Source organism: Sporosarcina sp. resist (assembly GCF_014302295.1).
GTDB classification, from domain to species: Bacteria; Bacillota; Bacilli; order Bacillales_A; family Planococcaceae; genus Sporosarcina; species Sporosarcina psychrophila.
The window spans coordinates 3,113,265-3,137,335 of record NZ_CP060287.1 but is presented as its reverse complement, the minus strand read 5'-3'; the positions used below and the strand labels follow the sequence as shown (position 1 = coordinate 3,137,335).

Genomic DNA, 24,071 nt, shown 5'->3' with positions numbered 1-24,071 from the left:
GTTTGTTGCAAAGGAGTGGAATGGATGAGTAGAGCAAGGATTAAAGTGTTTGGGGAAAATGAATTAGTTTCAGTCGATGTGAATATAGTTACGAGTACAATCACGATAGAGGACTGCGCGGTAAATGCTAATGAAATACAACTCGACATCCCGATAACAGGAACGGTTTTTGGTACACTGCTGAACTATAAAGGGGCACTTGAAAGACTTGCTGATGCTGTAAATGACAAACCATATAGTGCACCACCAATTGCCCCAGTTCTTTATATTAAACCGGCAAATACTTTCAACCGTTACGGTGCAGAAATCCCTATGCCGGCTGGGCTTTCAAGGCTGGAAATGGGTGCGGCCCTCGGATTGGTCATAGGAAAGCAAGCCGTTGCTGTGGATGAAGAAAATGCGCTGGCTTATGTGGCGGGCTATACGATTATCAATGATGTCAGCGTGCCACATGATAGCGTATACCGTCCAGCTGTCCGGTACAAAGCACGTGATGGATTTTGTCCTATCGGGCCATGGATTATCGACCGTCAAGAAGTGGATAACCCAGATGATTTAACTATCCGTGTATTCATCAATGATGAACTTCAACAGGAAAATTCAACATCAAATTTGATTCGTTCGGTCTCTCGGTTACTCGCCGATGTAACCGAGTTCATGACGTTAAATCCAGGAGATGTGTTACTCGTAGGGGTCCCCGAAGAAGCACCGCAAGCCAAGATAGGCGATAAAGTTCGAATCGAAATAGCGGGTATTGGCAGTTTAGAAAATTTCATAGTTGACGAAAAAGAATCCAAATGGAGGGGGACGATATGAAAAAAGCACGAATAGCATATGGGGGTGCCATCCATGAAGCAATTGAATGGGAAGGGCAACTCAAATTAAATGATGGTCGACTAGTAGAGGAGAGCAAAGTAACTTGGCTTACGCCGATAGAGCCACGTACGGTATTTGCGTTAGGGCTTAACTATGCGGATCATGCAGCAGAACTTGCATTTGCCGCTCCATCTGAACCACTTGTCTTTTTAAAAGGACCGAATACATTTATCGGGCACCAAGCATATACTCGTCGTCCCTCAGACGTTACTTATATGCACTATGAGTGTGAATTGGCCGTCATCATCGGTGATACTGCTCGAAACGTCAAAAAAGAAGACGCCTATAACTATGTTAAAGGCTATAGTGTCGCTAATGATTATGCGATTAGAGATTATTTGGAAAATTATTACCGTCCCAACTTGCGCGTGAAGAATCGTGATACTGGGACACCATTCGGTCCGTGGATTGTTGAGGCGGCAGATGTTGCGGACCCAATGAATTTAAAATTGACGACGCATGTCAATAACAAACTCGTACAAGAAGGAACTACAGCGGATATGATCTTCGATATTCCCACGCTTATTGAGTACTTAAGTAGTTTCATGACATTGAGTGAAAATGACGTCATTCTTACAGGAACTCCTAAAGGTTCTGTCAATACTGCCGTCGGAGATGTTGTCGTCACGGAAGTTGAGGGAATCGGACGGTTAGTAAATACCATTATCGGAGATGAATCTTTCATCTATCGATAGTGTAAAGAGGAGAAGAATTTGCTTGCCACATTTTATTGTAGAGTACACGGACAATATTAAAGATGAAGCGAATATTGCAAAGCTATTTGAAGAGATTCATAAAGTCTTGATTGCACGAGATTCGGTTTTTCCGATAGGGGGAATCCGCTCAAGAGCGATTGAATTAAAGGAGTATTGGGTGGCAGATGGTGCTGAGGATGACGCTTTTGTCCATTCCAAGTTGAAAATAGGGGCTGGACGCTCAGAAGAAATAATAAAAGAAGTTTGTGATGCGCTATTTGAAGTCATGAAAGAACATTTCTCGCAAGTAATGTCCAAGCGCTATTTAGCATTGTCAATGGAAGTAATCGAATTTAGTGAAGCGGGTACTTATAAACAAAATAATATTCATGCTAGATTTAAAAAGAAGTGAGAGATGACTATATAGTCGGCACTTAACAAATAGACTGTTCTTCCAACACCGCTTTGTCGCTCCTTCGCTAGAATTGTTCTTTATACGGGTGAGGTATACCACCTAGTTAATTCTAAATAAGTAGTGCCGAATATATATATGGACTGCACATCTGAATTTTTTATGTCCTTACGCTCTTGGAGATTGTTTGGCGTGGCCTTTTCTACTCAGTGTGCAGTGTCAGTAACTGGAAAAATACATTTTTCTTCATTGTACTAGTAATTTCCTTACCTATGTAAATTTAGCGTAGGCGCCTTAAAGGGCTAGCCGAAGCCCTAAGACTGGCGGCGAAGCTGCTTGGCTTAGGGCGAGAGGCATCCCCAAGCGCCGCAGCGGATTCAACGGAATTCTATATTTAAATCTAAATAGTATGAACTGTTAAATGTCGCTTGTCATATTGAAATTTCACTTTATCCAAAAATAAGGAGGAAATAGAATGGGCGCACGAACGGGGAAAGAATATCTTGAAGGTATTAAAGAACGGAACACGGAAGTATGGATACATGGTGAGAAAGTAAACGACGTTACCATACATCCAGCATTTAAAAATGTGGTGGAGAGCGTTGCAGGTCTTTATGATTTACAACATGAGAAGCCTGAAAAAATGCTTTATACATCACCGACATCTGGGAAAAAAGTTGGACTTTCTTTTATCGCTCCTAAAACGAAAGAAGATTTGTTCAAAAGACGTGAAATGCATACGGAGTGGGCAACTTTTTCCGGCGGAATGATGGGACGTTCCCCAGACTATCTGAACACTAGCATTATGGCATTCGGTACAGCCAGTCAATTCTTTGCGCAGGAAGGTGGTGGTAGTGATCAATTCGCCAAAAATGCAGCAAATTACTATGAATATGCACGTGAAAATGACATTAGTTTAACACACACATTAATTCATCCACAGGTAAACAGGTCGATGCTAACGCAAGCAGAGCAAAAAGATCCATTTCTCTCCGCACGTATTACGAAAAAGACTTCAGACGGAATTATTGTGAACGGTTGTCGACTCTTGGCAACATTAGGCGGTATCACTGATGAACTCGTCGTATTTCCTTCCACTATAAACAGAACGCCAGGTACGACAGATGACCCCTTCGCATTTGCATTTGCGATCCCAAATAATACAAAAGGTTTAAAATTCCTATCCCGTGAATCATTCGACTATGGTAAAAGCAAATGGGATCATCCATTAGGTGCTAGGTTTGATGAGAGTGATGCAATCATTTCATTTGAAGATGTATTTGTTCCATGGGAAAGAGTTTTTGTAAGTGAAAGTACAGATATATGTAATCGTACGTATACCGAGACAAATGCGGTTATACATATGACGCATCAAGTTATTGCAAAAAACGTTGTCAAAACAGAGTTCATCCTTGGTGTTGTCATCAGTATGATGGAAGCAATCGGTATTGATAAATTCATGCATGTTAAAGAAAAAGCGAGTGAAATCATGGTTATTTTAGAAGTGATGCGTTCCCACTTATTCAAATCGGAGCACAATGCAAAAATCGATCAATACGGTAATATGACGCCGGACTTTGGACCACTAAACGCAGCACGTAACTGGTACCCGAAAATGTATCAGCGTATGAATGAAATCATAAAAATTCTAGGCGCTTCGGGATTAATGGCGCTTCCAACTGAAGCAGACTTTAGCAATACGGATGTTGGACCGTTAGTTCATCGTTACACACAAGGTGCGAATATTAACGGCGAAGAAAAAGTACAGCTATTCCGTTTAGCATGGGATATTTCTATTAGTGCGTTCGGTAACCGACAAGCTCTCTATGAATATTATTTCTTTGGAGATCCAGTGAGAATGTCGAATGCCTATTATGATGGATTTGATAAGCAACCTTATAAAGACATGGTTACAAACTTTTTAAATAAAACTAAAAAAGAAGCTGGAATAGTATTTTGACTAGAAAAGCGTATGGCGCGTGAAGACTAGACGCTGTACCGTGTCGAATAACTTATAATTTCTTATTTCGAAATAATTAAACAGGTGAATTGAAAGTGGAAAGGAGAATATATTATGCAGCAAGTAGATCACGAGATTGATGATCGTTTATTCCGAAATGCTATGGGCAGTTTTGCAACGGGTGTGACGGTTATTACAACGGAAGTTGCTGAAGAGGTACATGGCATGACAGCAAATGCTTTTATGTCCATATCTCTCAACCCGAAGCTGGTGGCAATTAGTATTGGAGAAAATGCAAGAATGCATCAGCATATCAAAGATGCTAATCAATTCGCGATTAACATATTATCGTCTGACCAACAAAATGTGTCAAAGCAATTTTCGGGTCAGCTTAATGGAGAATCTAAAATTACATTTGCCACCTATAAAGGATTGCCAATTCTAGAAGATGCGTTAGCCGTTGTTACATGCAAATTGTATAGCGAATATGCAGTAGGAGATCATACGGTTTTTATTGGTCATGTTACTGGCGTTAAACTTGAACAAAAAGATCCATTACTATTTAGTCAAGGAAAGTACCGTGAACTAAAAGAACTCGAAGAATAATGAGTGTGCTAGTTTACCTTATTAGTGGTGTGAAAGAGAGTCGAGTAGGCGAGCTATACAGCTGGAATACTTTTCTTGAAACAGATATTTAATAACTTTGAAGGAGTGGATTCTTTTGATATACGATGAAGCCAAAAAGAAGTTAAGAGGTTCAATTTGCCCTGTAGTAACACCTTTTACTGACAGTGGTGCAATCGATGAAAAAGCATTTGTTGAGTTGATTAATTGGCAAATTGACAGTGGAAGTCATGGGATTTCTGTTACAGGAACGAGTGGTGAACCAAGTTCTTTAACAATTGCTGAAAGAAAAAGAGTTATGGAATTAGCAAAAGAAACAATTGCTGGACGTGTATTTTTTGCACCTGGTACAGGGTCTACCAATCATGATGAAACAATGGAATTAACGAAATATGCAGAAGAACTAGGTGCAGATGCTGCAATGGTTATTGTGCCTTACTACAATAGACCGAACCAGGAAGCACTTTATCAGCACTTTAAAACGGTTGCTGATTCAGTTACAACGCCAATCATTATTTACAATATCCCAGGTCGATCCGCCGTCAATATGGAAGTTAGCACGATGAAACGCTTAGTTGAGGACTGTCCCAACATTATTGGTGTAAAAGAAGCAAACAAAGACTTTGAACATGTAAATCGTGTACTTCTAAATTGTGGAAGAGACTTCCTGTTATTCTCAGGAATCGAACTGCTTTGCTATCCAATGCTGGCAATTGGCGGGGCTGGATTTATTAGTGCCACAGCAAATGTTGAGCCAACTAAAGTAGCCGAACTTTACAATGCTTGGGTTGCTGGAGACGTTGCGAGAGCACAAGATCTTCACTTCGAATTAATGCCATTAAATGATGCACTCTTCAAAGATACCAATCCAGCCCCCGTTAAAGTAGCACTTGGTATGATGGGGAAAATTACGCCGAAGCTTCGCTTACCTCTAGGATTACCAACAGCTGTAATCCAACAAGAAGTTCGTGAATCACTAATTGAGCTTGCAATTTTACCTAAGGAAGTTACTGCAAACTGACTAAAAAATAATATATATGTTGAACAAATGAATGCCTATATAAACTGAGTGAAGGCGCATTACAGGGAGGGCAAAGGAAGGCAGTCTAAGTTCGAAACGTCATGTCGCAACGACTGCATGACCTGCATCCTGCAGGCCAAAGCGAATTAGATGGGATTCCTTATTTCAACATATATAAGAAGGAAATAGGTGATAAGTATGGTGTCAACCCATGGGGTAGTTTATTATAAACATGAAACGCAACAGAATATTTCACTTTATATAAATGGAGAGTTCACTCCCGCTTTAAGTGGGACGACGATCAAAAATATGAATCCGTTTACTAATGAACAAATCAATGAAGTTGCTGAAGGGCAATCTGATGATATTAATAAAGCAGTGGCAGCTGCGCGGGAAGCCTTTGATCATGGTCCATGGAAAACGATGAAGCTAAAAAAAAGAATGGCCTATATTTATCGAATTGCAGATTTGATTGACGAAGATATAGAGAAAATCGCTTATTTGGAATCACTTGATACGGGACTTCCAATTAGTCAAACTCGAAATATGGTAAGCCGTGCTTCAGAAAACTTTCGGTTTTATGCACGTATGGTAGAAAGCCGTCTTGTTGGAGATGCCTATCAAGTAGATGATGAATTTATCAACTACACGATTCATGCGCCTGTAGGAGTTGCAGGATTAATCACGCCATGGAATGCCCCCTTCATGTTGGAGACATGGAAAGTTGCACCAGCACTTGCGACAGGAAATACAGTTGTTTTAAAACCAGCAGAACTTTCGCCACTTTCGGCAAATCTATTGGCTGAAGTGATTCATAAAGCGGATCTTCCAAAAGGTGTTTTCAACGTTGTTCATGGCTACGGCGAGACAGCGGGGGATGCGCTAGTCAAGCATCCTGATGTCCAGCTTATTTCATTTACTGGCGAAACAACGACGGGTACAACAATCATAAAAAATAGTGCCGATACACTGAAAAGTTGCTCGATGGAACTTGGTGGGAAATCACCAATTATCGTCTTTGAAGATGCTGATTTCGATCGTGCTTTAGATGCTTGTGTCTGGGGAATATACTCTTTTAACGGTGAACGATGTACGGCGAACTCACGATTGTTTGTGCAAGAAGAGATTAAAGACAAATTTATCGACGCTTTAAAGATACGTGTTGCGAATATTAAAGTTGGTGACCCCCTCGACGCATATACGGAGGTGGGACCACTAATCGATAAAGGGCATTATAATAAGGTCAAAAGCTATTTGGAAATTGCAAAAGAAGAAGGTACCGAAGTGATTAATGGAGATATCCCAATTGAATTAGCTAAAGGAAACTTTGTGGCACCGACACTTATACTAAATGCTGAAAATCATATGCGCGTTGCACAAGAAGAAATTTTTGGTCCAGTACTAACCGTGATGACATTTAAAGATGAAGAAGAAGTCATTAGGTTGGCAAACAGTATTGAATACGGACTTGCGGGTTATGTTTGGACGAACGATATTAAACGAGGTCACCGTGTTGCGCAAAAAGTTGAAGCAGGAATGCTTTGGGTGAATGCTCAGAACGTTCGTGACTTAAGAACACCCTTTGGAGGTTCGAAATCTTCTGGTATCGGTCGTGAAGGCGGCCATTACGGCTTCAATTTTTATACTGAACAGAAAATTATTCATGTTTCAATTGCTGATCATCGTATTCAGCAGTTCGGGAAAAAATAGTGGAAGGTATGGTGAACACGATGGATTTTTCAATCATACGGATCGCGAGAACGGTTCTTCATGTAGTAGATTTGCAGGCGTCTCGTAAGTTCTATGTTGAGGGATTAGGCATGATTGAAACAGAAAGTGATGAAAATCATATTTACTTAAGAGGTTTAGAAGAACATTCGCATCACAGTTTACTATTGAAAAAAGCAGACAAAGCCGTTGTTGAGGTACTTAGTTACAAAGTGGAAAAAGAACAGGATCTCGATGAAATTGAAAAGCTTTTCATCTCACTGGGTCTGAAAACAAAATGGGTAGCGAAAGGGGTACAACATGCAATTGGAAGAACCCTTCGAGTGCATGATATCTCAGGAATTCCATTAGAGTTTTTTGCAGAAATGACTATCGTTGACCGGATGTTGCAGCGTTATGATCTTTATCGAGGAGCGAAAATTCAAAGGATTGACCACGTAAACTGTGCAGTACCAGATGTTCAAAGAGCCTTTGATTTTTATGTTGATCACTTAGGATTCTCGTGTTCAGAGTATACGGATACTGAGGATGGGGACTTGTGGGCAGCATGGCTTTATCGAAAGCCGACTGTTCATGATCAAGCATTCATGAGCGGTCCTGGACCAAAATTGCATCATTTTGCTTACTCATTAACAGATCGACTTAGCGTGCTCGATTGTTGTGATATTTTAGCGAGTATGGGCTATGCAGATTCAATTGAACGGGGACCTGGCCGCCATGGATTATCCAACGCCTTCTTCCTCTATTTAAGAGATCCAGATGGCCACCGCATTGAACTTTATACGGGCGATTATTTAACAAGCGACCCAGATTTAAAGCCGAAACGCTGGGATTTAAATGATCCACTTCGCCAAACATTCTGGGGTCACAAAGCACCGGATTGTTGGTTTAATGAAACAAGTACGTTCATTGATATTGAAACGGGTGAAGAAATAGAGTGTCAAGAACCATTATTAGCACAAAGACAACCAAAAATTATGGCTTAAGTACTGAACTAACCTATAGAACAATATGAAACACCTACGAAAATGTACCTGTTAATTTTTTCGTGGGTGTTTTTTGTATTGGAATGAACTAGCGATTACGAAACAATAAGAAGACCTTCAAATTAAATTATAGCTTCAACTGGATTCGATTTGAACATGCCGGGAACTGGCCAACACAAATAACACTAATGTAAGCGCTTAAATATTCACAATGTTTGGAACCTTATTGACTATCAATCACAGGCAGTGTAGCATTATGAAAAATTAACTGTTAGAATCAAATTTTTACAAAATATGCAGGTTTAATTAAAGGAGGAAAAAGAATGAAGATTTATTTGAAGAAAATGGCGGTTGTCATTTTTGGTGCTGCATTACTACTTGCGGCATGTGGAGAAGGAGAGAAAAAAGAGTCGAGTGCTAATGGGGACACAAAGAAATATAAAATAGGTGTCACGCAAATTGTAGAACATCCCTCGTTGAATGCCGCTTATGATGGCTTTAAAAAGGCATTGGAAGATGCAGGGCTTGACGTGGAATATGTAGTTCAGAATGCACAAAATGACAATAGTGCTAACACAACGATTGCTACAAATCTTGTTAACTCGGGTGTAGACTTGATCTTTGCAAATTCGACACCCAGTGCACAAGCTGTAGCAAGTGCGACTCAAGAAATTCCAATCGTTTTCACATCAGTTACAGATGCTGTTGGTGCTGAATTAGTAGAGTCATTGGAAAGTCCGGGAGGTAATGTAACAGGTACTATTGATTTGCATCCTGATGTAATTCCACAAACATTGAAGTTCCTACAAGAACAATTAGGTGCGAAAAATGTAGGCATTATTTATAACGCGGGGGAGCAAAATGCACGCGTTCAAGTGGATAAGATTCATGAAGTAGTAAAAGATATGGATTTGACTATTGTTGAAGCTCCTGTTGCCACATCAGCGGATGTAAAACAAGCGGTTGACTCATTGATTGGTAAAGTCGATTCTTTGTATATCATTAAAGATAACACGGTTGTTTCGGCGCTTGAAACTGTCACTTCAGTTGCGTTCGACAATAAACTACCCATGATGGTCGGTGAACTAGACTCCGTAAAACGAGGCGGTTTAGCAGCATACGGCTTTAGTTATCACGATCTGGGTTATGAAACAGGCCAAATGGCTGTGAAGATATTAAAAGGAGAAAGCAAGCCGTCTGAATTACCCGTTCAAGTTCCGAAAAAATTAAAATTTGTTGTTAATGAAGATACTGCATCTAAAATCGGTCTTGAGATTAAAGAAGAGTGGAAAGCTGAACTTAGTGAATAGATAGTTGATTATTTTTCATATTTTTAGTTGTTTTTTAGTTCCATGTTCAAATTTGCTTATTAGCGATATAAAATGAGGCCGATTGCATATAGTGCAATCGGTTTTATTTTATAGAAAAAAAACGGCGGATAATTTAATAACAGCAGGGTGATTTAAGAAGTCTCACTATAATTCTCTTACCTTTAAAATATAGTGATTTCTTAAATTGAAAGGCCATTCTAAAATAATACTAGGCAGTATTGATCCAGTTCTAGGGAAATTCCTATTAAGTAAAAAGCGTCTCAAAGCTAGATGATGGAAGGAAAAAAGAGGGGAATCACGAAGAGGAAATCTGCTATTCAGAATTAATGATTGATTTTGAATGTGATTTCACTATATAATTAGAATACTAAATCGGTTTACTAAATCGATTTATTAAAACTACTATTAAAAAATAGGATATTTACTATCGGAAAGGGGAGTTTGTGTTGCCATATATTTATCTGGTATTTTTACGCAAGGCGAAGCTCTGATTACGTTTAATCCTTCTAGGGTGGGAGCCTTACGCTTTTTATGTCAAATTTATCACGAATTCGAATGTGTTATTTTAAATTTTTCTCGTAGCAAAAGTATCGACATGGGCGATGTGCGTTTTGTAGAAGGTTACCCCAGAACTTTCGCTGATAAAGAAATTCGTGAAGAGGGTCCCGGCAAGATATTTTAATTTGAAGATGTTATTGAAAGCGTATACATTGAGTGGGGAATTTGAAATTAAGCAGTAAACTATCCCAAATCATAACTAAAGAGGACAAATGAAGATATCGAAATACTCACTTCTTACTCAACTCACAGAAACTAAAGAAGTTGCCGTTATCCGGGAAAATGATGCAGAAGAAATTATCCAATCGACAAAAACTGCTAATGAAGGCGGCTTTTAAGCTAACCTATACAGCTCCAGATATACAATCATTGCGTAAATAGAATACGAATAATTAAAAAATATACATATTGGGGAAGAAAATAGGCTTGGGGGAAATGAATATGGAATGGATTATAAATTATTTGCCTATTATTTGGGTAGCTCTTGGAGTAGCTTTACTACTTTATTTGAACATTGTTGTAAAACTAAACAGTGTACTTGCTCTTTTGATCGTCGCGATACTGGTAGGTATTTTAAATGGTTTAACACTAGATGCAGTTGTCCTGTCGATCAAAACAGGTTTTGGCGGCACGCTTGGAAGTTTGGCAATCATTATCGGAATGGGTGCTGTACTTGGTAAATTGATGGTTGACTCCGGGGCTGCTCAACGCGTAGCTTCTACCTTATTAAACAAATTTGGAGTGAAAAATGTTGAGTGGGCAATATTAATTGTTGGAGCAATTTTCGGTATTTCGGTTTTTTACGAAGTTGCTTTCATCATTTTGGCTCCACTAGTAATTAGTATTGCTGTAGAAGCAAAAATTCCTTATTTACGTTTAGGGATTACTATGGTTGCCTCCGCGACAATGGCGCATAGTATATTCCCTCCACAACCGGGTCCAACTGCACTTGTTCAGGCATACGGTGCGGACATGGGTATGGTATATATATTGGGATTGGTTGTTGTCATCCCATCTGTTATTGCCGCGGGTATTATTTTACCTAGAATGCTACGTAATTTAGATCGTCCTGTGCCACCATTGTTGAAAAAGTCGAAAGAATTCACAGAAGATGAAATGCCTGGTTTTGCAATCAGTATAATTGTTCCATTGTTGCCAGCAATCATTATAACAACAGCTACCGTGATGGATCTATTTATTGAAAAAGGAACGATGTTCTACCAAATTATTAATTTCCTTGGCAGTGCCGAAATTAGTATGTTACTTGCGGTATTAGTTGCCATTTACGTATTCGGTACACGAAGAGGTCGAACAATGCCGGAAATCATGACTTCTTTTTCCGGGGCAATCGAGGGTATTGCGATGATTGTATTCATTGTTGGTGCCGGTGGTGCATTCAAACAAATCATTTTAGATACAGGAATTGGTGACTTTATCGCTGGAATGATGGAAAATACAAGTGTATCTCCGTTAATTATGGCATGGGTCATCACGGCAATGCTTCGTATTGCAACAGGGACAGGCGTTGTTTCTGCGATAACCGCTGCTGGAATCGTAGGTCCGCTTATTCATACGTTTGATGTGAATCCTGTATTAATGGTTTTAGCAACAGCCGCAGGAAGTAACACGATTACTCATGTAAATGACGCATCGTTTTGGTTGTTTAAAGAGTACTTCAACTTATCCATTAAAGACACATTCAAAACATGGGGCCTTCTTTTATTCACGAACTCGATTGTTGGTCTTGGTGTTGTATTACTACTTAGCTTATTTATTTAATGAAATGAAAAGCTGTCTTCAAAGTCCATGTGCAGAGGATTTTGAAAACAGCTTTTTCTAATCCATTATTAACTTGTAAATGTAAGTGTACTAACAATTCGTTTTAGACTAAGCACGTGAGGGTATGCTAATAGTGAATCGAAAATTAAGGAGGTTAATGTAATTATGTCATTAAGCAAAGAACTTAAAACCTTAAAAGACTTTCACTGTGATGACCGTTGTGTATTGAGTGTCTATTTAAACACTAATCCCGGTGATCCTGATCAACTAAACGGGGCATGGAGAATTCATTTGAAGAGTGGATTGAAGCGGATTGACGAATATATTAAAGCTTCCAATGATGAAAAGGAATTGAATGATTTTACTGAACTTAGAAAGAAAATTGAAAAAGAAGTCGAGGATAATAAGAATGATCTAAGCAAAGGCGTCGTGATTTTTGCATCATTAAACCCAGAATTATGGGCAGTTCACTATGTTCAAGTCCCGGTGAAAACAAGTTTCCACTGGGAAAGTCACCCAGTCACTGAAGAGGTGGAATATATGTACAAAGCATATCCGGAAGCGGGGATTATCTTGCCGAGCTTTGGGGAAGTCCGTATTTTAGATACTGCAATGGGAGCTGTTATTGGTGAAGCGACCTATGTATTCGACCCAAATTTGGAAGGGTGGGGTAAAAAGGGGAAAAAAGACGCTAACGAAACACTAACTGGGAGTACTCGTGACGACGCTATAGAACCACGTTTGAGGGAAAATCTTCAGCGGTTCTATAAAGGCATGGGTGAAATTGTTGGGAAGTTGAAAAAGGAACGTGGCTGGCAAGAAATACATGTGTCGGGTGAAGCTGATTTAGCGAACGCTTTCGCCGAAACATTGCGTGAAAAACCAGCAAGCTGCATTTATAAAAACTTGAATAACAGTAAACCGAGTGATGTGCTTCACCAAGTCTTTGAAAAGTAGATAAGCGAAATTGGAAAAACGAACGGCTCTTTTTTAAAAAGAGCCGTTCGTTTTTTTGTGCTTTCTACTTTGAATGAATGTCATAGTTAGAACATACCGCCCGCTAGACGAATAACCTAGGTGTGGGTAGAGCAATTGAATTCTGTTCACATTTAACTTGGGAAATTACGAGGTTGTCAAAATGGAAGGATGTGTTAGCGATGCAACATTTTTATGTAGTTAGGACTGGCGACACATTAAATAAAATAGCAAAGCGGTGGGAACTTCCAGTGAAATCCCTTATTGCCGCAAATAATTTAACGCAACCATATAGAATCACTATCGGGCAACAGTTGTCAATTCCACCTGGCGTCAATAAATACCGCGTTAAGTCGGGAGATTCCGTGTACCGGATTTCTCAAATGTATGGTGTTCCTGTTTCTTTGATTGTCGAAACAAATAGGCTAAGGCCACCATATGCCTTACAGATAGGTCAGTTACTTGAAATCCCACCTGGTGTTGCTTATTACGTCGTTCAACCTCGGGACACATTGGTTCAGATTGCCAAGCGTTTCAACGTGACAACAGGTGGTCAAAGTAATCCTAAGTATTTACAGACGACCAACGAACTGCCATCCACAGCTCTAACTCCTGGAATGAAATTAAGTATTCCTTTCGCACCTACCGCTGATCGAGGATTTCTTGCTTATACATCTAATCGCGGAGGGCAGTATGATATTTGGGTGTATAATCCGCGGACCGGGAAAAATAGACAACTTACAAGTGGTTTAGGCGATGCACGCTCGCAACCAATTTGGTCGCCGGATAGCGGCCGAATCGCATTTGTTGGGAAGGATAGGATTATCTATGTTATTTATACAGCAACGGGTTTAATCGCTGGTATTGATCAGTTGGAAGAAGGGGGAGATTTCAGTCTGGGTTGGTCTCCAGACAGTTCAAGTTTAGCTTATGCGACCCGAGGAATGATTATACTGTATAACGCCACGTTGCATGCAGCGAAGACGATCAGGCAACCTGGTGCATCAGAAGTGAGCTGGTTTCCGAGTGGCACGGAATTAATGTTTCAAGCTCTGGATGCATCAGGTATAAGTCAGCTATTCAGCAGTGATACAAATGGAATGACTAAAAAGCAAATTACTAGAAATACGAACGGTCCTCTTCATGATGCGCGTCTATCACCCGATGGTAGCTTTGCTCTCTATACAACACCAGGTGCAAGTGTTTCAATTATTTACACTGTGGAGCTTGCTACAGGTGTTGTGCATGAAGTGAAAGGGGGACCAGATGGGAAAAACTATTTCCCGGAATGGTCACCTGATTCTTTACGAATCGTGTATAGTGCGACCGCATCTGATGATAGAGGCTATTTTACGCAAATAAGAACTGTGGAGCGACTTGGGAATGAGGATCGGATATGGGCGATTTCGAATTGCTTTTCGACACCAGTTACTTGGTCGCCTGACGGAAGAAAAATTGCATACCTATCTGGGTGTAAAGAGCAGGAATTTGCCAATGAGCTGTGGGTGCTTGATCTAACCCATCCTGTCCCAATTAGGCTCATTGAAGACGTGACTATCACGTCAGTGCAATGGTCGCCAACACCGATTATGGATTTGTCAAAAGCGGAATTTACGAACGAGACTTTTGACGTTAACTTTCAATATCCCGCAAGTTGGCATAGGGTAAACAATGAAAGATATGAAGGCGATGATGGCTTTTTTCAGATTTCAGCTCTTTTGGGATCCGATTCGATCGACAAGGTATGCCATGACGAAGCTTTTCAAAAACTAATGCCCTATGGCTCGGCGCCTCGAATAATAAAATCACAAAACCCATATGAACAGTCATGCACTATTTTACCTTCTGCCGATCAACCAGCTGAAATGAAGGGGCAGGCAGCCTTTATCGCAAATTATCCGAGTCCGATAATGATTGATGGAATATCTTATAATTACTTTATATTATGGGCGGATAAGGAACATATTGATGGAATTTCCTCAACTGTTTTGTTTTTGCCGTAGGGTACTTCGAAAAAATAACCACTAGGGTTGGTTACTCCTAGTGGTTTTCAGTAAATATTTTCTATTATTTATAAGTCTTTTCCGATTCACTCTTTTGTCTGTCGTTTTGTGTCATCGGTTCATGCTTCGGATTTAAGTTTCCGAGTTCGGCTAACTCAAGCGAAATTTCTTCTTTCATTGTATTCGATTTTAATTTTTGATGTTTCGATGGGGTTGATTTGTTGGTAGTTCCTTTTGGATTATCTTTTGTCATAATAAACCCTCCATTTCAATAAGTGTATTCTACGTTAATATGGCTTCAAAACCGATTTCAATTCGTATTAGCTGTGAAGAAATTTATTGAGACGAAAAAAGCATGATCCATGAAGGACCATGCTTTTTCATTCCCCTATGAAAGGGGTGCACTCGGAAAATTTGTTTTTTCAATGATACAAACTGTTTTTACTGACGATTATTTAATACTCGTCTTTCAGCTTGATAAGCCTGACGTGCGCCGCCACTTTTGGCAAAGCTGTCAGTATTCAAATTGCACTTAAACAAAAAACGTAACGCTTACTGCTTGGTCTAAAACTTCGTGATTAACCTGTATTACTTAGTTAAAGCCTTAATAATTCATCCAGACTGCGGATGAATAGCTAAGTGTTACACAACTTAACACTAAATCAGGTGGTCCTCATCGAATGTAACTAGTCGCCAGTAAAGCAAATTTTCCGCCAAGGCTGTGCATTTCATCCTTAGAAGTTACTTGTAGGTTACTCGTCTACGAATAGCTTCTTCAGGTTGTTTCACCTTGTAATCTATCTATACCCAGCTGAATATGATGTAAACCATTTTAAGTGAAATAGTTAAAAATACAACCAATTTACAAATGAAAACATGTTTAAAGCGTTAAGAATCAACTAATACGACTTATATTCCTATGACTTGTGACAAATTTATGAATTAATGTAATCTTGACTTAATACGACATTTTTTTTAAACATGATGTTGTACGATGAACTAGTTGCTTCCGAACCTACTAGATAAAGAGCGCATAATTTGAAGCCGAATATATTATATGGAGGAAGATTTGTGAAAAGGCTACTGAATGAAAAGGCGTTGTTGTTTCAAATTGGGATTAAGAGAAAAGTCATGTATAGAAAAGCAAAAACTTTCGGATATACGCATCCCCTTGTTGTCGCGTGTAGTCAAGAATTGGATGAGTTAATTAATAGATATCAAGAAAAAGTATCGTAATAAATGAAGTAATTACTCAGCTCAAATGCGGATTATCCCTAATTGTGTAGAAAAACGGTCAAAACTCCTTCGGCGGGTATTGGTCGTTTTTTTGTACGTAAAAATGAACCAAGTAATTCGTTGAGTTTTTATACATTAAAATGAATCGTTAATAATTAAAAAACAAAAAACACTATTTAGAAAATGTAAGCGCTTCAATGTTTAGAATACTTAAAATTCCATTGACTAACATTTGCAAACAGTGTATTGTTACGAATAATTATCGTCGTAAAGACAAGTCTATTAAAGAAGGCGATAATGAAAAAGGGGGAACAAAAATGAAAACAAATTGGTTAAAGTATGCAGTGGCATTATTTAGCGTTATATTCATCCTTGCGGCATGTGGAGAAAACAAAGCAGAGAATGCATCCAAGCCATCAAATGATGAAAAAGAGCAAGGAACTAATGAAGAAACGAAGAAATATAAAATTGGTATGACTCAAATTGTCGAGCATCCATCTTTGAATGCTGCGGCAGACGGATTTAAAAAAGCATTGGCTGATGCAGGTCTTGACGTGGAATACGTTGAGCAAAATGCTCAGAATGATAATAGTTCTAATACAACGATAGCTAATAACTTAGTCAGTTCAGGCGTTGATTTAATTTTTGCGAACTCGACGCCTAGTGCACAAGCAGTCGCAGTAGCGACACAAGAAATTCCAATTGTATTTACATCGGTAACTGATGCTGTAAGTGCTGAACTAGTTGCTTCAATGGAAAGTCCAGGCGGCAATGTGACTGGGACAATTGATAATCATCCTGAAGCAATTCCATCAACGATGAAGTTCATGAAAGAAGAATTAGGCGTTAAAAATGTTGGAATGGTCTTTAACGCTGGAGAGCAAAACTCACGTTCACAAGTTGATGCGGTTAAGGAAATATTGAAAGATATGGATATGACTGTAAAAGAAGCGCCGGTTGCAACATCCGCGGATGTGAAGCAAGCTACTGAATCATTGATTGGTAAAGTAGATGCTTTCTACATTATTACAGATAATACGGTTGTGTCAGCACTTGAATCGGTGATAGATGTTGCGAATGCCAATAAGATTCCGCTGTTAGTCGGTGAATTCGACTCCGTAAAACGCGGTGGTTTAGGCGCATATGGATTTGAATTTTACGATATAGGTTTTGAAGCAGGTCAAATGGCTGTTAAAATCTTAAAAGGCGAAAGTAAACCAGCTGACTTGCCCGTTCAAATTCCTCAGAACTTAAAATTTGTTATAAATAAAGCTACAGCTGATACACTTGGTCTTGATATCAAGGACGAATGGAAAGCTGAATTAAGCGAATAAATTAGGAGATGATTCTGTATGTTTAGTGCTATATTCGGCTCTGTGGAGCAAGGAATCATCTATGCAATCATGGCACTCGGTGTGTACATCACATTCCGGGTGCTAGATTTTCCCGATCTAACGGTTGACGGAAGTTTTGTAACAGGGGCAGCGGTTGCAGCCACGATGATTGTCTTTGGGTATCATCCGTTATTCGCAACTGGAGTCGCCATTGTTATTGGATTTATTGCCGGTTGTATTACGGGTCTTTTACATACGAAAGGAAAGATTAATCCATTACTTGCGGGTATCTTGATGATGATTGCTCTGTACTCTATCAATTTAAGGATTATGGGGATGACGTCGGATAGTTCTGTTGGACGTCCCAATATTCCTTTGTTAAATGCAGAGACGTTGTTTAGTAAATTCTATGTATTTTGGAGTACGCTTGGCATTGATGAGTCAATCAATCAATTCTTCAGCATGCTAGGCGTTACATACTTACCTTCTACATGGGGAACGTTATTTTTAATGATTATAGCTACATTGCTTATTAAAGTCGTTGTAGATTGGTTTTTACAAACAGAAATCGGGCTTGCAATACGGGCAACTGGTGATAATAAGAAAATGATTCGCAGCTTTTCAGCGAATACAGATACTCTTGTAATCCTAGGGTTAGGCCTATCTAATGGGCTTGTCGCTTTTTCTGGTGCATTGATTGCTCAGTACTCGAAGTTTTCCGATATCGGTATGGGAATCGGTATGATTATTATCGGACTAGCTTCTGTTATTATTGGTGAAGCAATCTTTGGTACAAAAACAATTATGCGAACAACACTTGCAGTGATTGCAGGTGCTATTATTTATAGAATCGTATTGGGTCTTGCACTTCGAGTAGAATTTCTCGATACAGGAGATATGAAGTTAATCACCGCCGTTATTGTTATAGCTGCACTTATTTTACCGCAATACATTGATAAAAGACGGGAAAATAAGAGGAAAGCGAAACGTCATGCCGAACGATTAACAACTTATGATCATGTATTAAACAAGGGAGGGAATGCAATTGCTGAAACTCCAACAGATAAATAAAGTATTTAACGAAGCGACTCCCGATGAAAAAATCGCACTTGATCAAATCAACTTGCATTTGGAAAAAGGAGATTTTGTAACTGTCATCGGCAGTAATGGTGCGGGGAAATCAACAATGATGAATATGATTTCAGGAGCACTTACGCCTGATTTCGGTGTCATTGAAATCGCGGGTAAAAATGTTGTGAAACTGCCTGAATATAAACGTTCGGTAATGATCGGCAGAGTATTCCAAGATCCAATGGCAGGAACCGCTCCTTCTATGACAATTGAAGAAAACCTAGCAATGGCGTACTCGCGCAATAAAACACGCGGATTACGTAAAGGTGTTCACAAGAAACGTCGTGAACTATTCCGGGAATCACTAGAAACACTTCATTTGAACCTAGAGGATCGATTGAATGCGAAGGTAGGTATGCTATCAGGTGGGGAGCGTCAAGCACTCTCTTTGTTAATGGCTACTTTTACACAACCGTCCATTTTGCTTCTTGATGAACATACAGCGGCCCTTGACCCATCAAGGGCGGAATTGATCACGAATCTAACGAAACAACTTGTAGAAAAGGACCAGTTGACAACGCTGATGGTCACACATAATATGCAGCAAGCAATGGATTTAGGCAATAGGCTCATTATGATGGACAAAGGGCAAATCATCTTGGAAGTTGAGGCTGAAGAGAAGAAGCAGTTGACGATTGAAAAGTTAATGGCCGAATTCCAACGCATTCGCGGTGAAAAGTTAAACAGTGATGCCGCGTTGTTATCTGTGTGAAGTGAATAAGGATAAAACACCACAACCTGACATGGTTGTGGTGTTTTTTATGGAGTCGCGGGTAAATTCGACAAAACCATGTTAATCGGTCAAAATTCAGTATAAGAACTGGTATGATTAGAATAAACTCAAAGTGGAAAAGGTGTTTTATAATGAAGAAATTTATCATCATAGGCTCAGGAATTTTAGGAGCGTCGACAGCGTATCATTTAGCCAAATCTGGAGTTAAAGTGACAGTTATAGATCGTCAGGACGCGGGGCAGGCGACGGATGCCGCAGCGGGCATTATCTGTCCATGGCTATCCCAACGGAGAAATAAAGCTTGGTACGCCCTTGCGAAAGGCGGGGCGGCATATTATACGTCACTCATCCAACAGCTTGAAGAAGACGGAGAAACGGAAACGGGGTACCGACGCGTTGGTGCGGTCAGCTTGCACACGGATGCTGTCAAACTCGAGAAAATGAAAGAACGTGCGGTAAAAAGACGAGAAGATGCACCTGGAATTGGCGATATCCGTCAATTGAATGCAAGTGAAACATCGGCTTTATTTCCTCCGCTTTCTGGGGAATATGAATCTATTCAAATTAGTGGAGCGGCTCGTGTAAACGGGCGTGCTTTACGAAATGCGTTGGTCAGTGCCGCAAAAAAACATGGTGCAGTGTTCGTAAATGGGTCTGCAGCACTTATTGCTACTGACAAAGTTGTCACGGGAGTTCAAGTAGAAGATCAACAGTTTTTAGCGAATAAAGTCATAGTCACTGCCGGTGCATGGGCGGCAGAATTAGTTGAGCCGCTAGGCATTCATCTACAAGTGAGTGCTCAAAAAGCACAAATCGTCCATCTACAACTTGAAAAAACACAAACCACCGAATGGCCAGTCGTCATGCCACCAACTGACCAATACATTCTTGCATTTGATCATGGAAAAGTAGTCATTGGAGCAACGCATGAAGATGATAAACAGTTTGATATGCGCGTTACTGCTGGAGGCTTGCATGAGGTATTAGGTAAAGCTCTAACAGTCGCGCCAGGATTAGCAGACAGCGCTTTTACCGAGGTACGTGTAGGTTACCGTCCGTTTACCCCAGGTTTCCTCCCGATTATTGGAGAAGTTCCAGGAGCAAAAGGGATTTTACTAGCGAATGGATTGGGTGCTTCAGGACTAACTGTCGGACCTTTCTTAGGAAAACAACTAGCAAAATTAGCAATGAATGAACCGGTTGAAATAGACCTTGAGTTGTATAAAGTTGTAAGTGCAATCAAAGCTGAGTAACAGTCGCCTGAATGTATTACCATAATTTACTTCATTCTCAAGCCGTTTTTCAGCTTGAGAATTTTTTTGGCATAAAATTTTAAAACGACTACATAAAAAAAGACAAACAGACCATGCTATCGTTACTGACAAATTTGAAGGAGGATTATCAATGACTAAGATGTTGCGTGTTTTGGCCACTTTGCTCGTCATTTTTTCTTTGATGGGTTGTGGAACGAAGAAAAATGAAGAAGTGAAGGACAATGCAGTGGGTACAGAAACAGAAACGGATGTAAACGATACTACCACCAATGATTCAACAAACGGTACTACAAACGACTCGGCAACGGATACCAATCCAAATAGTGAAGGTAATCAAGAGCTGACGGTCGCTGATGATGTTGCTGATAAAATAGTGGAAATGGAAGAAGTGGAAAGCGCCAATGTCATCGTAACTGACACAAATGCTTATGTGGCAGTCGTGCTAAAAGAAGGAGCAGATGGTTCAGAAGTGACTGAGAATAAGATTGCGGATGAGGTCAGGTCGACTGATGCTAACTTTAAAAATGTTTATGTATCGATGAATCCCGATTTTGTAAAACAAATGGACGAATATGGAACTAAGATTAGAGAAGACAAACCAGTGGAAGGATTCTTTGAAGAGTTTTCAGATGCGATGAAGCGAGTATTTCCTGATGCGCATTAAGCTATCCGTTTCAACTGTCTATTCAATAAAAGGCTCATCATTCTTCCAATGAATGATGAGCCTTTTATTGATGAATAAACTATTTTCGGAATTACACTTTAGGTTCTCGCTAATGGACAGTTAAACCTGTTTATTTCTCGCATCGTACTTATAAAAAGGATTAACAAGCAAGAAAAAGGGGAATACGAATAAAATCGAGTATTTTTTGTGGTTAATATAAGGAGAGAACTATATGAAATCAAAAAGAGTTAGCGTAATTTTCATTAGCGCTTTATTCATACTGGGTGGATGTTCATCAAGCGCGGATCAAGTTGTAGAGACACCAGATATTACCGAAACGGATACACCCGAAAAACAAATAGAAAGCCCCGAAACTAATCCTGAGCAAACACATGAAGAAATCTTAGCGCAGGTAACATCTGCTATAGAAACTGATGTGAAATTGGAGTTGCCAGAGGATATTTTTGTAGGGGAAGGTTATCTGACGGCGACTACTGCATCGAGCAAAAATAATTACGAAGTAAATTTTTATGTCACAAATGTACCGATTCCTGTAAATGATTCTACCTTACACGATGCACATCCTTATATGATTGTGAATGGGACAAGGTATGACTCAGCGGCTAGTGCTAAAGCGAAAATCAATTACCAGCCCATCAATGATAGCGCTCAAAAAGTTGATTTGGGAAATGGCATTACGGGATACCAAGATGCCGGTGCAGGGAGTATTTTCCTTACATGGCATGAGGGGCGCTGGTCATTTTCGATTCGTAATCGGAATAGCGATGTAGGAAGTGCGAAAATGAACGATTTGGCAAAAGAGATTGTCGCAAAGTTGGAAAATCAATTATTACCAGCTCCACGAAAGATCGGGGCTGGGATGTTTGATATGAATAGTGAAGGTGCAGCTGCGAATAGCTTTATGTGGCAGGAAGAGGAAGTCGTTTACGAGGTATATACGGTAGATCCTTTGTTACTTGTTAATACTGTAACAGACCAGATGAAGTAAGAATAGTGCTGAAGTCAAGACACCGCTCCAAGAGAAAAATGTAAACATTCTTCTCTTTAAATTAATGCTTCCTTGCCTGTGCTAAACACAATTTGAAGTTGTGTTCAGTACAGGCATTTTTCGTATTGCGAATTATTTTCCAAATTAAAGAGGTATTCCCACAACTATTGTGAATAAAATAGAATAACAAACGATAATTACGGGAGGAGGGATAATTATGTTAAAGCCTGTAAAAAGAGCCGCTTGGGTTCATTTTTATACCTGTGATGATGCTATTGTTAACATTCACAATACTAACTAATTTTAATTTGATTCGCTATCATTATAATTTAGATGAAAGTGCATCTTTCATAACGATTGAAGAAGGTTTTTTCAACAAAGAAAAATATAATATACAAATTAATGATGATAACACTATACAAATCTTACAAGAGGTAATGATTCCTGTTAATTCAGCAGAGCGTATATGGCAATCCGATTTGATTATAATCTCGTTATTTATCGGATTATTTGCATACATATTTCAATCAGCTGCAAGACAAAGAAAAACCTTTAAATGGTTCGTACTAGTATATGTAGCCACGTCTGTTGATTATCCATTTATCTACATAAGGTGATGGCGAGTAGGGCTTGGAAAAATCCATTTTCACTGGATCATTTCCGGTCCGCTTTCGGCAAAAAAATCACGACGAATTTATCGAGAGGCATGTGTGGCTAGAAGTGACTCCGTCACTTCTAGCCACACTATTTTCGGTAATCCTGTTGCGAATAGTTGCCTGTCGCGTTCCTACAATATTTAAGTGAATAATGCAGTTGCTTGGAAAGAAAAGAATAGATGACTTTCTATAGGGAGTGTAAGTGCCCGAAGATGCAATTCCGGGCACTCTAGTACGTTGTAAAATGCGTTCCTTGCTTACTTTTAGCAAAGAGTATGCATGTAATCATGTGATACCTTATAGAAAGTAACACTTCTTTACTAGTAAAAATGAGCAAACCCTAAAGAAAGTTTCAGCCGGCAAAATTGCATCTTTGGCGGCTTTTATCCAGGTAGATGCCCCTCTATTCTTTCGTCTCAAAAAGTGTTAGCACTTCGTATACTTATGCATTTGGAGCGCGATGGATGAAGGACCACCATACGATTATCGGGAAAGAAATGTAGTGATGCGACAAAGTCGCATCACTACATTTCTAGACATCTCGATAATCGTATAGAAGTCTTTATATCCAAAGCAATCCAAAGTCAACTTTACACGTAGCGCCTAGCAGTTAATCATGTTATTCACTGGTTACTTTGGTTAATCAACAGACGTGATATGTAGTATGTCTTATCTTCTTTATAACATGGAATATTAGTGTCCATAGCGAGATACTGGAGAACATAGGGGAGTTCAATAAACGAGGTTTATAGATCCCGAACAAAGCCGTTGAGATTTGTTTATTAATGAAAAAATGAAACCAATTTGAGTAAGTAACGTATAGTAAGTTAAATCAAAAAATGGGAGGAATACATATGAATGGACAAGATGAATGGGAAACCAATCTGGACAAAGAAATGATAGCGCTGAAAGCCAAAATAGATCATTTGGAGAATGAAATCAAGGAAATGGAATTTCTTGTGCCAAAACCATTTATCACCTCGGAACAAATCGGGCAGATTGGCAAATTTCTATTAGGAGCAATCGTTCTAATCGGAATTTTTTGGCGATGAATGAACCAACTAGGCTAGCTGTAGCAGAATTTTC

22 protein-coding genes are annotated in these 24,071 nt (G+C 39.5%); 21 read left to right on the top strand and 1 reads right to left on the bottom strand.

Going from position 1 to position 24,071, the window contains the following annotated elements:
- Positions 1 to 24 precede the first annotated feature (24 nt).
- From H7992_RS15490 to H7992_RS15435, 13 genes are all read left to right on the top strand, one after another.
- Entirely contained in the window at positions 25 to 816 is a 792-nt protein-coding gene (locus H7992_RS15490) for a fumarylacetoacetate hydrolase family protein (RefSeq protein ID WP_067210579.1), read from the top strand.
- Positions 813 to 1,571, top strand: coding sequence for a fumarylacetoacetate hydrolase family protein (locus H7992_RS15485; protein ID WP_067210577.1), 759 nt, complete (start codon positions 813 to 815; stop codon positions 1,569 to 1,571). Before H7992_RS15490 ends, H7992_RS15485 begins: the two co-directional genes overlap by 4 nt.
- A 22-nt stretch (positions 1,572 to 1,593) precedes the next feature.
- Positions 1,594 to 1,983, top strand: coding sequence for a 5-carboxymethyl-2-hydroxymuconate Delta-isomerase (locus H7992_RS15480; RefSeq protein ID WP_187045175.1), 390 nt, complete (start codon positions 1,594 to 1,596; stop codon positions 1,981 to 1,983).
- Between the two features lie 475 nt (positions 1,984 to 2,458).
- Positions 2,459 to 3,943 carry a 4-hydroxyphenylacetate 3-monooxygenase, oxygenase component gene (gene hpaB, locus H7992_RS15475; RefSeq protein WP_187045174.1) on the top strand — a complete coding sequence of 495 codons (1,485 nt, stop codon included), beginning with the start codon at positions 2,459 to 2,461 and terminating at the stop codon, positions 3,941 to 3,943.
- A gap of 135 nt (positions 3,944 to 4,078) precedes the next feature.
- The gene (locus H7992_RS15470; protein ID WP_187047915.1) at positions 4,079 to 4,549 is read left to right on the top strand and encodes a flavin reductase family protein; all 471 of its coding nucleotides are present in this window, start codon (positions 4,079 to 4,081) and stop codon (positions 4,547 to 4,549) included.
- 115 nt (positions 4,550 to 4,664) lie between these two features.
- The gene (gene hpaI, locus H7992_RS15465; RefSeq protein ID WP_187045173.1) at positions 4,665 to 5,588 is read left to right on the top strand and encodes a 2,4-dihydroxyhept-2-ene-1,7-dioic acid aldolase; all 924 of its coding nucleotides are present in this window, start codon (positions 4,665 to 4,667) and stop codon (positions 5,586 to 5,588) included.
- 198 nt (positions 5,589 to 5,786) lie between these two features.
- Positions 5,787 to 7,298 (top strand): 5-carboxymethyl-2-hydroxymuconate semialdehyde dehydrogenase, encoded by a 1,512-nt coding sequence (gene hpaE, locus H7992_RS15460; protein WP_187047914.1) that lies wholly within the window; start codon positions 5,787 to 5,789, stop codon positions 7,296 to 7,298.
- A 20-nt stretch (positions 7,299 to 7,318) separates the two neighbouring features.
- The gene (gene hpaD / locus H7992_RS15455) at positions 7,319 to 8,302 is read left to right on the top strand and encodes a 3,4-dihydroxyphenylacetate 2,3-dioxygenase (RefSeq protein WP_187045172.1); all 984 of its coding nucleotides are present in this window, start codon (positions 7,319 to 7,321) and stop codon (positions 8,300 to 8,302) included.
- 323 nt (positions 8,303 to 8,625) lie between these two features.
- Positions 8,626 to 9,612 carry an ABC transporter substrate-binding protein gene (locus H7992_RS15450; protein WP_187045171.1) on the top strand — a complete coding sequence of 329 codons (987 nt, stop codon included), beginning with the start codon at positions 8,626 to 8,628 and terminating at the stop codon, positions 9,610 to 9,612.
- A gap of 791 nt (positions 9,613 to 10,403) precedes the next feature.
- A complete protein-coding gene (locus H7992_RS24795; protein ID WP_255428448.1) occupies positions 10,404 to 10,529 on the top strand; it encodes a hypothetical protein in 126 nt (41 codons plus the stop codon).
- Positions 10,530 to 10,632: 103 nt separating this feature from the next.
- Positions 10,633 to 11,970 (top strand): gluconate:H+ symporter, encoded by a 1,338-nt coding sequence (locus H7992_RS15445; protein ID WP_067210563.1) that lies wholly within the window; start codon positions 10,633 to 10,635, stop codon positions 11,968 to 11,970.
- Positions 11,971 to 12,135: 165 nt separating this feature from the next.
- Positions 12,136 to 12,927, top strand: coding sequence for a VLRF1 family aeRF1-type release factor (locus tag H7992_RS15440; protein ID WP_187045170.1), 792 nt, complete (start codon positions 12,136 to 12,138; stop codon positions 12,925 to 12,927).
- Positions 12,928 to 13,127: 200 nt separating this feature from the next.
- Complete coding sequence (locus H7992_RS15435) at positions 13,128 to 14,948, top strand: LysM peptidoglycan-binding domain-containing protein (protein ID WP_187045169.1); 1,821 nt, start codon at positions 13,128 to 13,130, stop codon at positions 14,946 to 14,948.
- Positions 14,949 to 15,012: 64 nt separating this feature from the next.
- On the opposite strand, the gene H7992_RS15430 is transcribed toward H7992_RS15435, so the two are convergent.
- Positions 15,013 to 15,201 carry a hypothetical protein gene (locus H7992_RS15430; RefSeq protein ID WP_187045168.1) on the bottom strand — a complete coding sequence of 63 codons (189 nt, stop codon included), beginning with the start codon at positions 15,199 to 15,201 and terminating at the stop codon, positions 15,013 to 15,015.
- A gap of 818 nt (positions 15,202 to 16,019) precedes the next feature.
- On the opposite strand from H7992_RS15430, the gene H7992_RS15425 reads away from it, so the two are divergent.
- From H7992_RS15425 to H7992_RS15390, 8 genes are all read left to right on the top strand, one after another.
- Complete coding sequence (locus H7992_RS15425; protein WP_067210553.1) at positions 16,020 to 16,184, top strand: aspartyl-phosphate phosphatase Spo0E family protein; 165 nt, start codon at positions 16,020 to 16,022, stop codon at positions 16,182 to 16,184.
- A 317-nt stretch (positions 16,185 to 16,501) separates the two neighbouring features.
- Positions 16,502 to 17,518 carry an ABC transporter substrate-binding protein gene (locus tag H7992_RS15420; RefSeq protein WP_187045167.1) on the top strand — a complete coding sequence of 339 codons (1,017 nt, stop codon included), beginning with the start codon at positions 16,502 to 16,504 and terminating at the stop codon, positions 17,516 to 17,518.
- Between the two features lie 18 nt (positions 17,519 to 17,536).
- The gene (locus tag H7992_RS15415; RefSeq protein ID WP_067210548.1) at positions 17,537 to 18,589 is read left to right on the top strand and encodes an ABC transporter permease; all 1,053 of its coding nucleotides are present in this window, start codon (positions 17,537 to 17,539) and stop codon (positions 18,587 to 18,589) included.
- On the top strand, positions 18,564 to 19,361 hold the full coding sequence (locus tag H7992_RS15410) for an ABC transporter ATP-binding protein (protein ID WP_187045166.1): 798 nt from the start codon (positions 18,564 to 18,566) through the stop codon (positions 19,359 to 19,361). The genes H7992_RS15415 and H7992_RS15410 overlap by 26 nt, the downstream gene beginning before the upstream one ends.
- A 152-nt stretch (positions 19,362 to 19,513) precedes the next feature.
- Positions 19,514 to 20,635, top strand: coding sequence for an NAD(P)/FAD-dependent oxidoreductase (locus H7992_RS15405; RefSeq protein ID WP_187045165.1), 1,122 nt, complete (start codon positions 19,514 to 19,516; stop codon positions 20,633 to 20,635).
- 151 nt (positions 20,636 to 20,786) lie between these two features.
- Positions 20,787 to 21,320, top strand: a complete 534-nt coding sequence (locus H7992_RS15400; RefSeq protein WP_187045164.1) for a YhcN/YlaJ family sporulation lipoprotein — start codon at positions 20,787 to 20,789, stop codon at positions 21,318 to 21,320.
- A 232-nt stretch (positions 21,321 to 21,552) separates the two neighbouring features.
- Complete coding sequence (locus H7992_RS15395) at positions 21,553 to 22,329, top strand: hypothetical protein (RefSeq protein ID WP_187045163.1); 777 nt, start codon at positions 21,553 to 21,555, stop codon at positions 22,327 to 22,329.
- A 1,510-nt stretch (positions 22,330 to 23,839) separates the two neighbouring features.
- Positions 23,840 to 24,037, top strand: a complete 198-nt coding sequence (locus H7992_RS15390; RefSeq protein ID WP_067210533.1) for a hypothetical protein — start codon at positions 23,840 to 23,842, stop codon at positions 24,035 to 24,037.
- Positions 24,038 to 24,071: the final 34 nt, after the last annotated feature.

Excerpts from the sequence above, each read along its gene's own strand:
- H7992_RS15445 (WP_067210563.1), top strand. The coding sequence starts at position 10,633 with ATGGAATGGATTATAAATTATTTGCCTATTATTTGGGTAGCTCTTGGA.
- hpaD (WP_187045172.1), top strand. The coding sequence starts at position 7,319 with ATGGATTTTTCAATCATACGGATCGCGAGAACGGTTCTTCATGTAGTA.
- H7992_RS15420 (WP_187045167.1), top strand. The coding sequence starts at position 16,502 with ATGAAAACAAATTGGTTAAAGTATGCAGTGGCATTATTTAGCGTTATA.
- H7992_RS24795 (WP_255428448.1), top strand. The coding sequence starts at position 10,404 with ATGAAGATATCGAAATACTCACTTCTTACTCAACTCACAGAAACTAAA.
- H7992_RS15490 (WP_067210579.1), top strand. The coding sequence starts at position 25 with ATGAGTAGAGCAAGGATTAAAGTGTTTGGGGAAAATGAATTAGTTTCA.
- H7992_RS15440 (WP_187045170.1), top strand. The coding sequence starts at position 12,136 with ATGTCATTAAGCAAAGAACTTAAAACCTTAAAAGACTTTCACTGTGAT.
- H7992_RS15405 (WP_187045165.1), top strand. The coding sequence starts at position 19,514 with ATGAAGAAATTTATCATCATAGGCTCAGGAATTTTAGGAGCGTCGACA.
- hpaE (WP_187047914.1), top strand. The coding sequence starts at position 5,787 with ATGGTGTCAACCCATGGGGTAGTTTATTATAAACATGAAACGCAACAG.
- H7992_RS15435 (WP_187045169.1), top strand. The coding sequence starts at position 13,128 with ATGCAACATTTTTATGTAGTTAGGACTGGCGACACATTAAATAAAATA.
- H7992_RS15415 (WP_067210548.1), top strand. The coding sequence starts at position 17,537 with ATGTTTAGTGCTATATTCGGCTCTGTGGAGCAAGGAATCATCTATGCA.
- H7992_RS15430 (WP_187045168.1), bottom strand. The coding sequence starts at position 15,201 with ATGACAAAAGATAATCCAAAAGGAACTACCAACAAATCAACCCCATCG.
- H7992_RS15400 (WP_187045164.1), top strand. The coding sequence starts at position 20,787 with ATGACTAAGATGTTGCGTGTTTTGGCCACTTTGCTCGTCATTTTTTCT.
- H7992_RS15450 (WP_187045171.1), top strand. The coding sequence starts at position 8,626 with ATGAAGATTTATTTGAAGAAAATGGCGGTTGTCATTTTTGGTGCTGCA.
- H7992_RS15395 (WP_187045163.1), top strand. The coding sequence starts at position 21,553 with ATGAAATCAAAAAGAGTTAGCGTAATTTTCATTAGCGCTTTATTCATA.
- H7992_RS15390 (WP_067210533.1), top strand. The coding sequence starts at position 23,840 with ATGAATGGACAAGATGAATGGGAAACCAATCTGGACAAAGAAATGATA.
- H7992_RS15485 (WP_067210577.1), top strand. The coding sequence starts at position 813 with ATGAAAAAAGCACGAATAGCATATGGGGGTGCCATCCATGAAGCAATT.
- hpaB (WP_187045174.1), top strand. The coding sequence starts at position 2,459 with ATGGGCGCACGAACGGGGAAAGAATATCTTGAAGGTATTAAAGAACGG.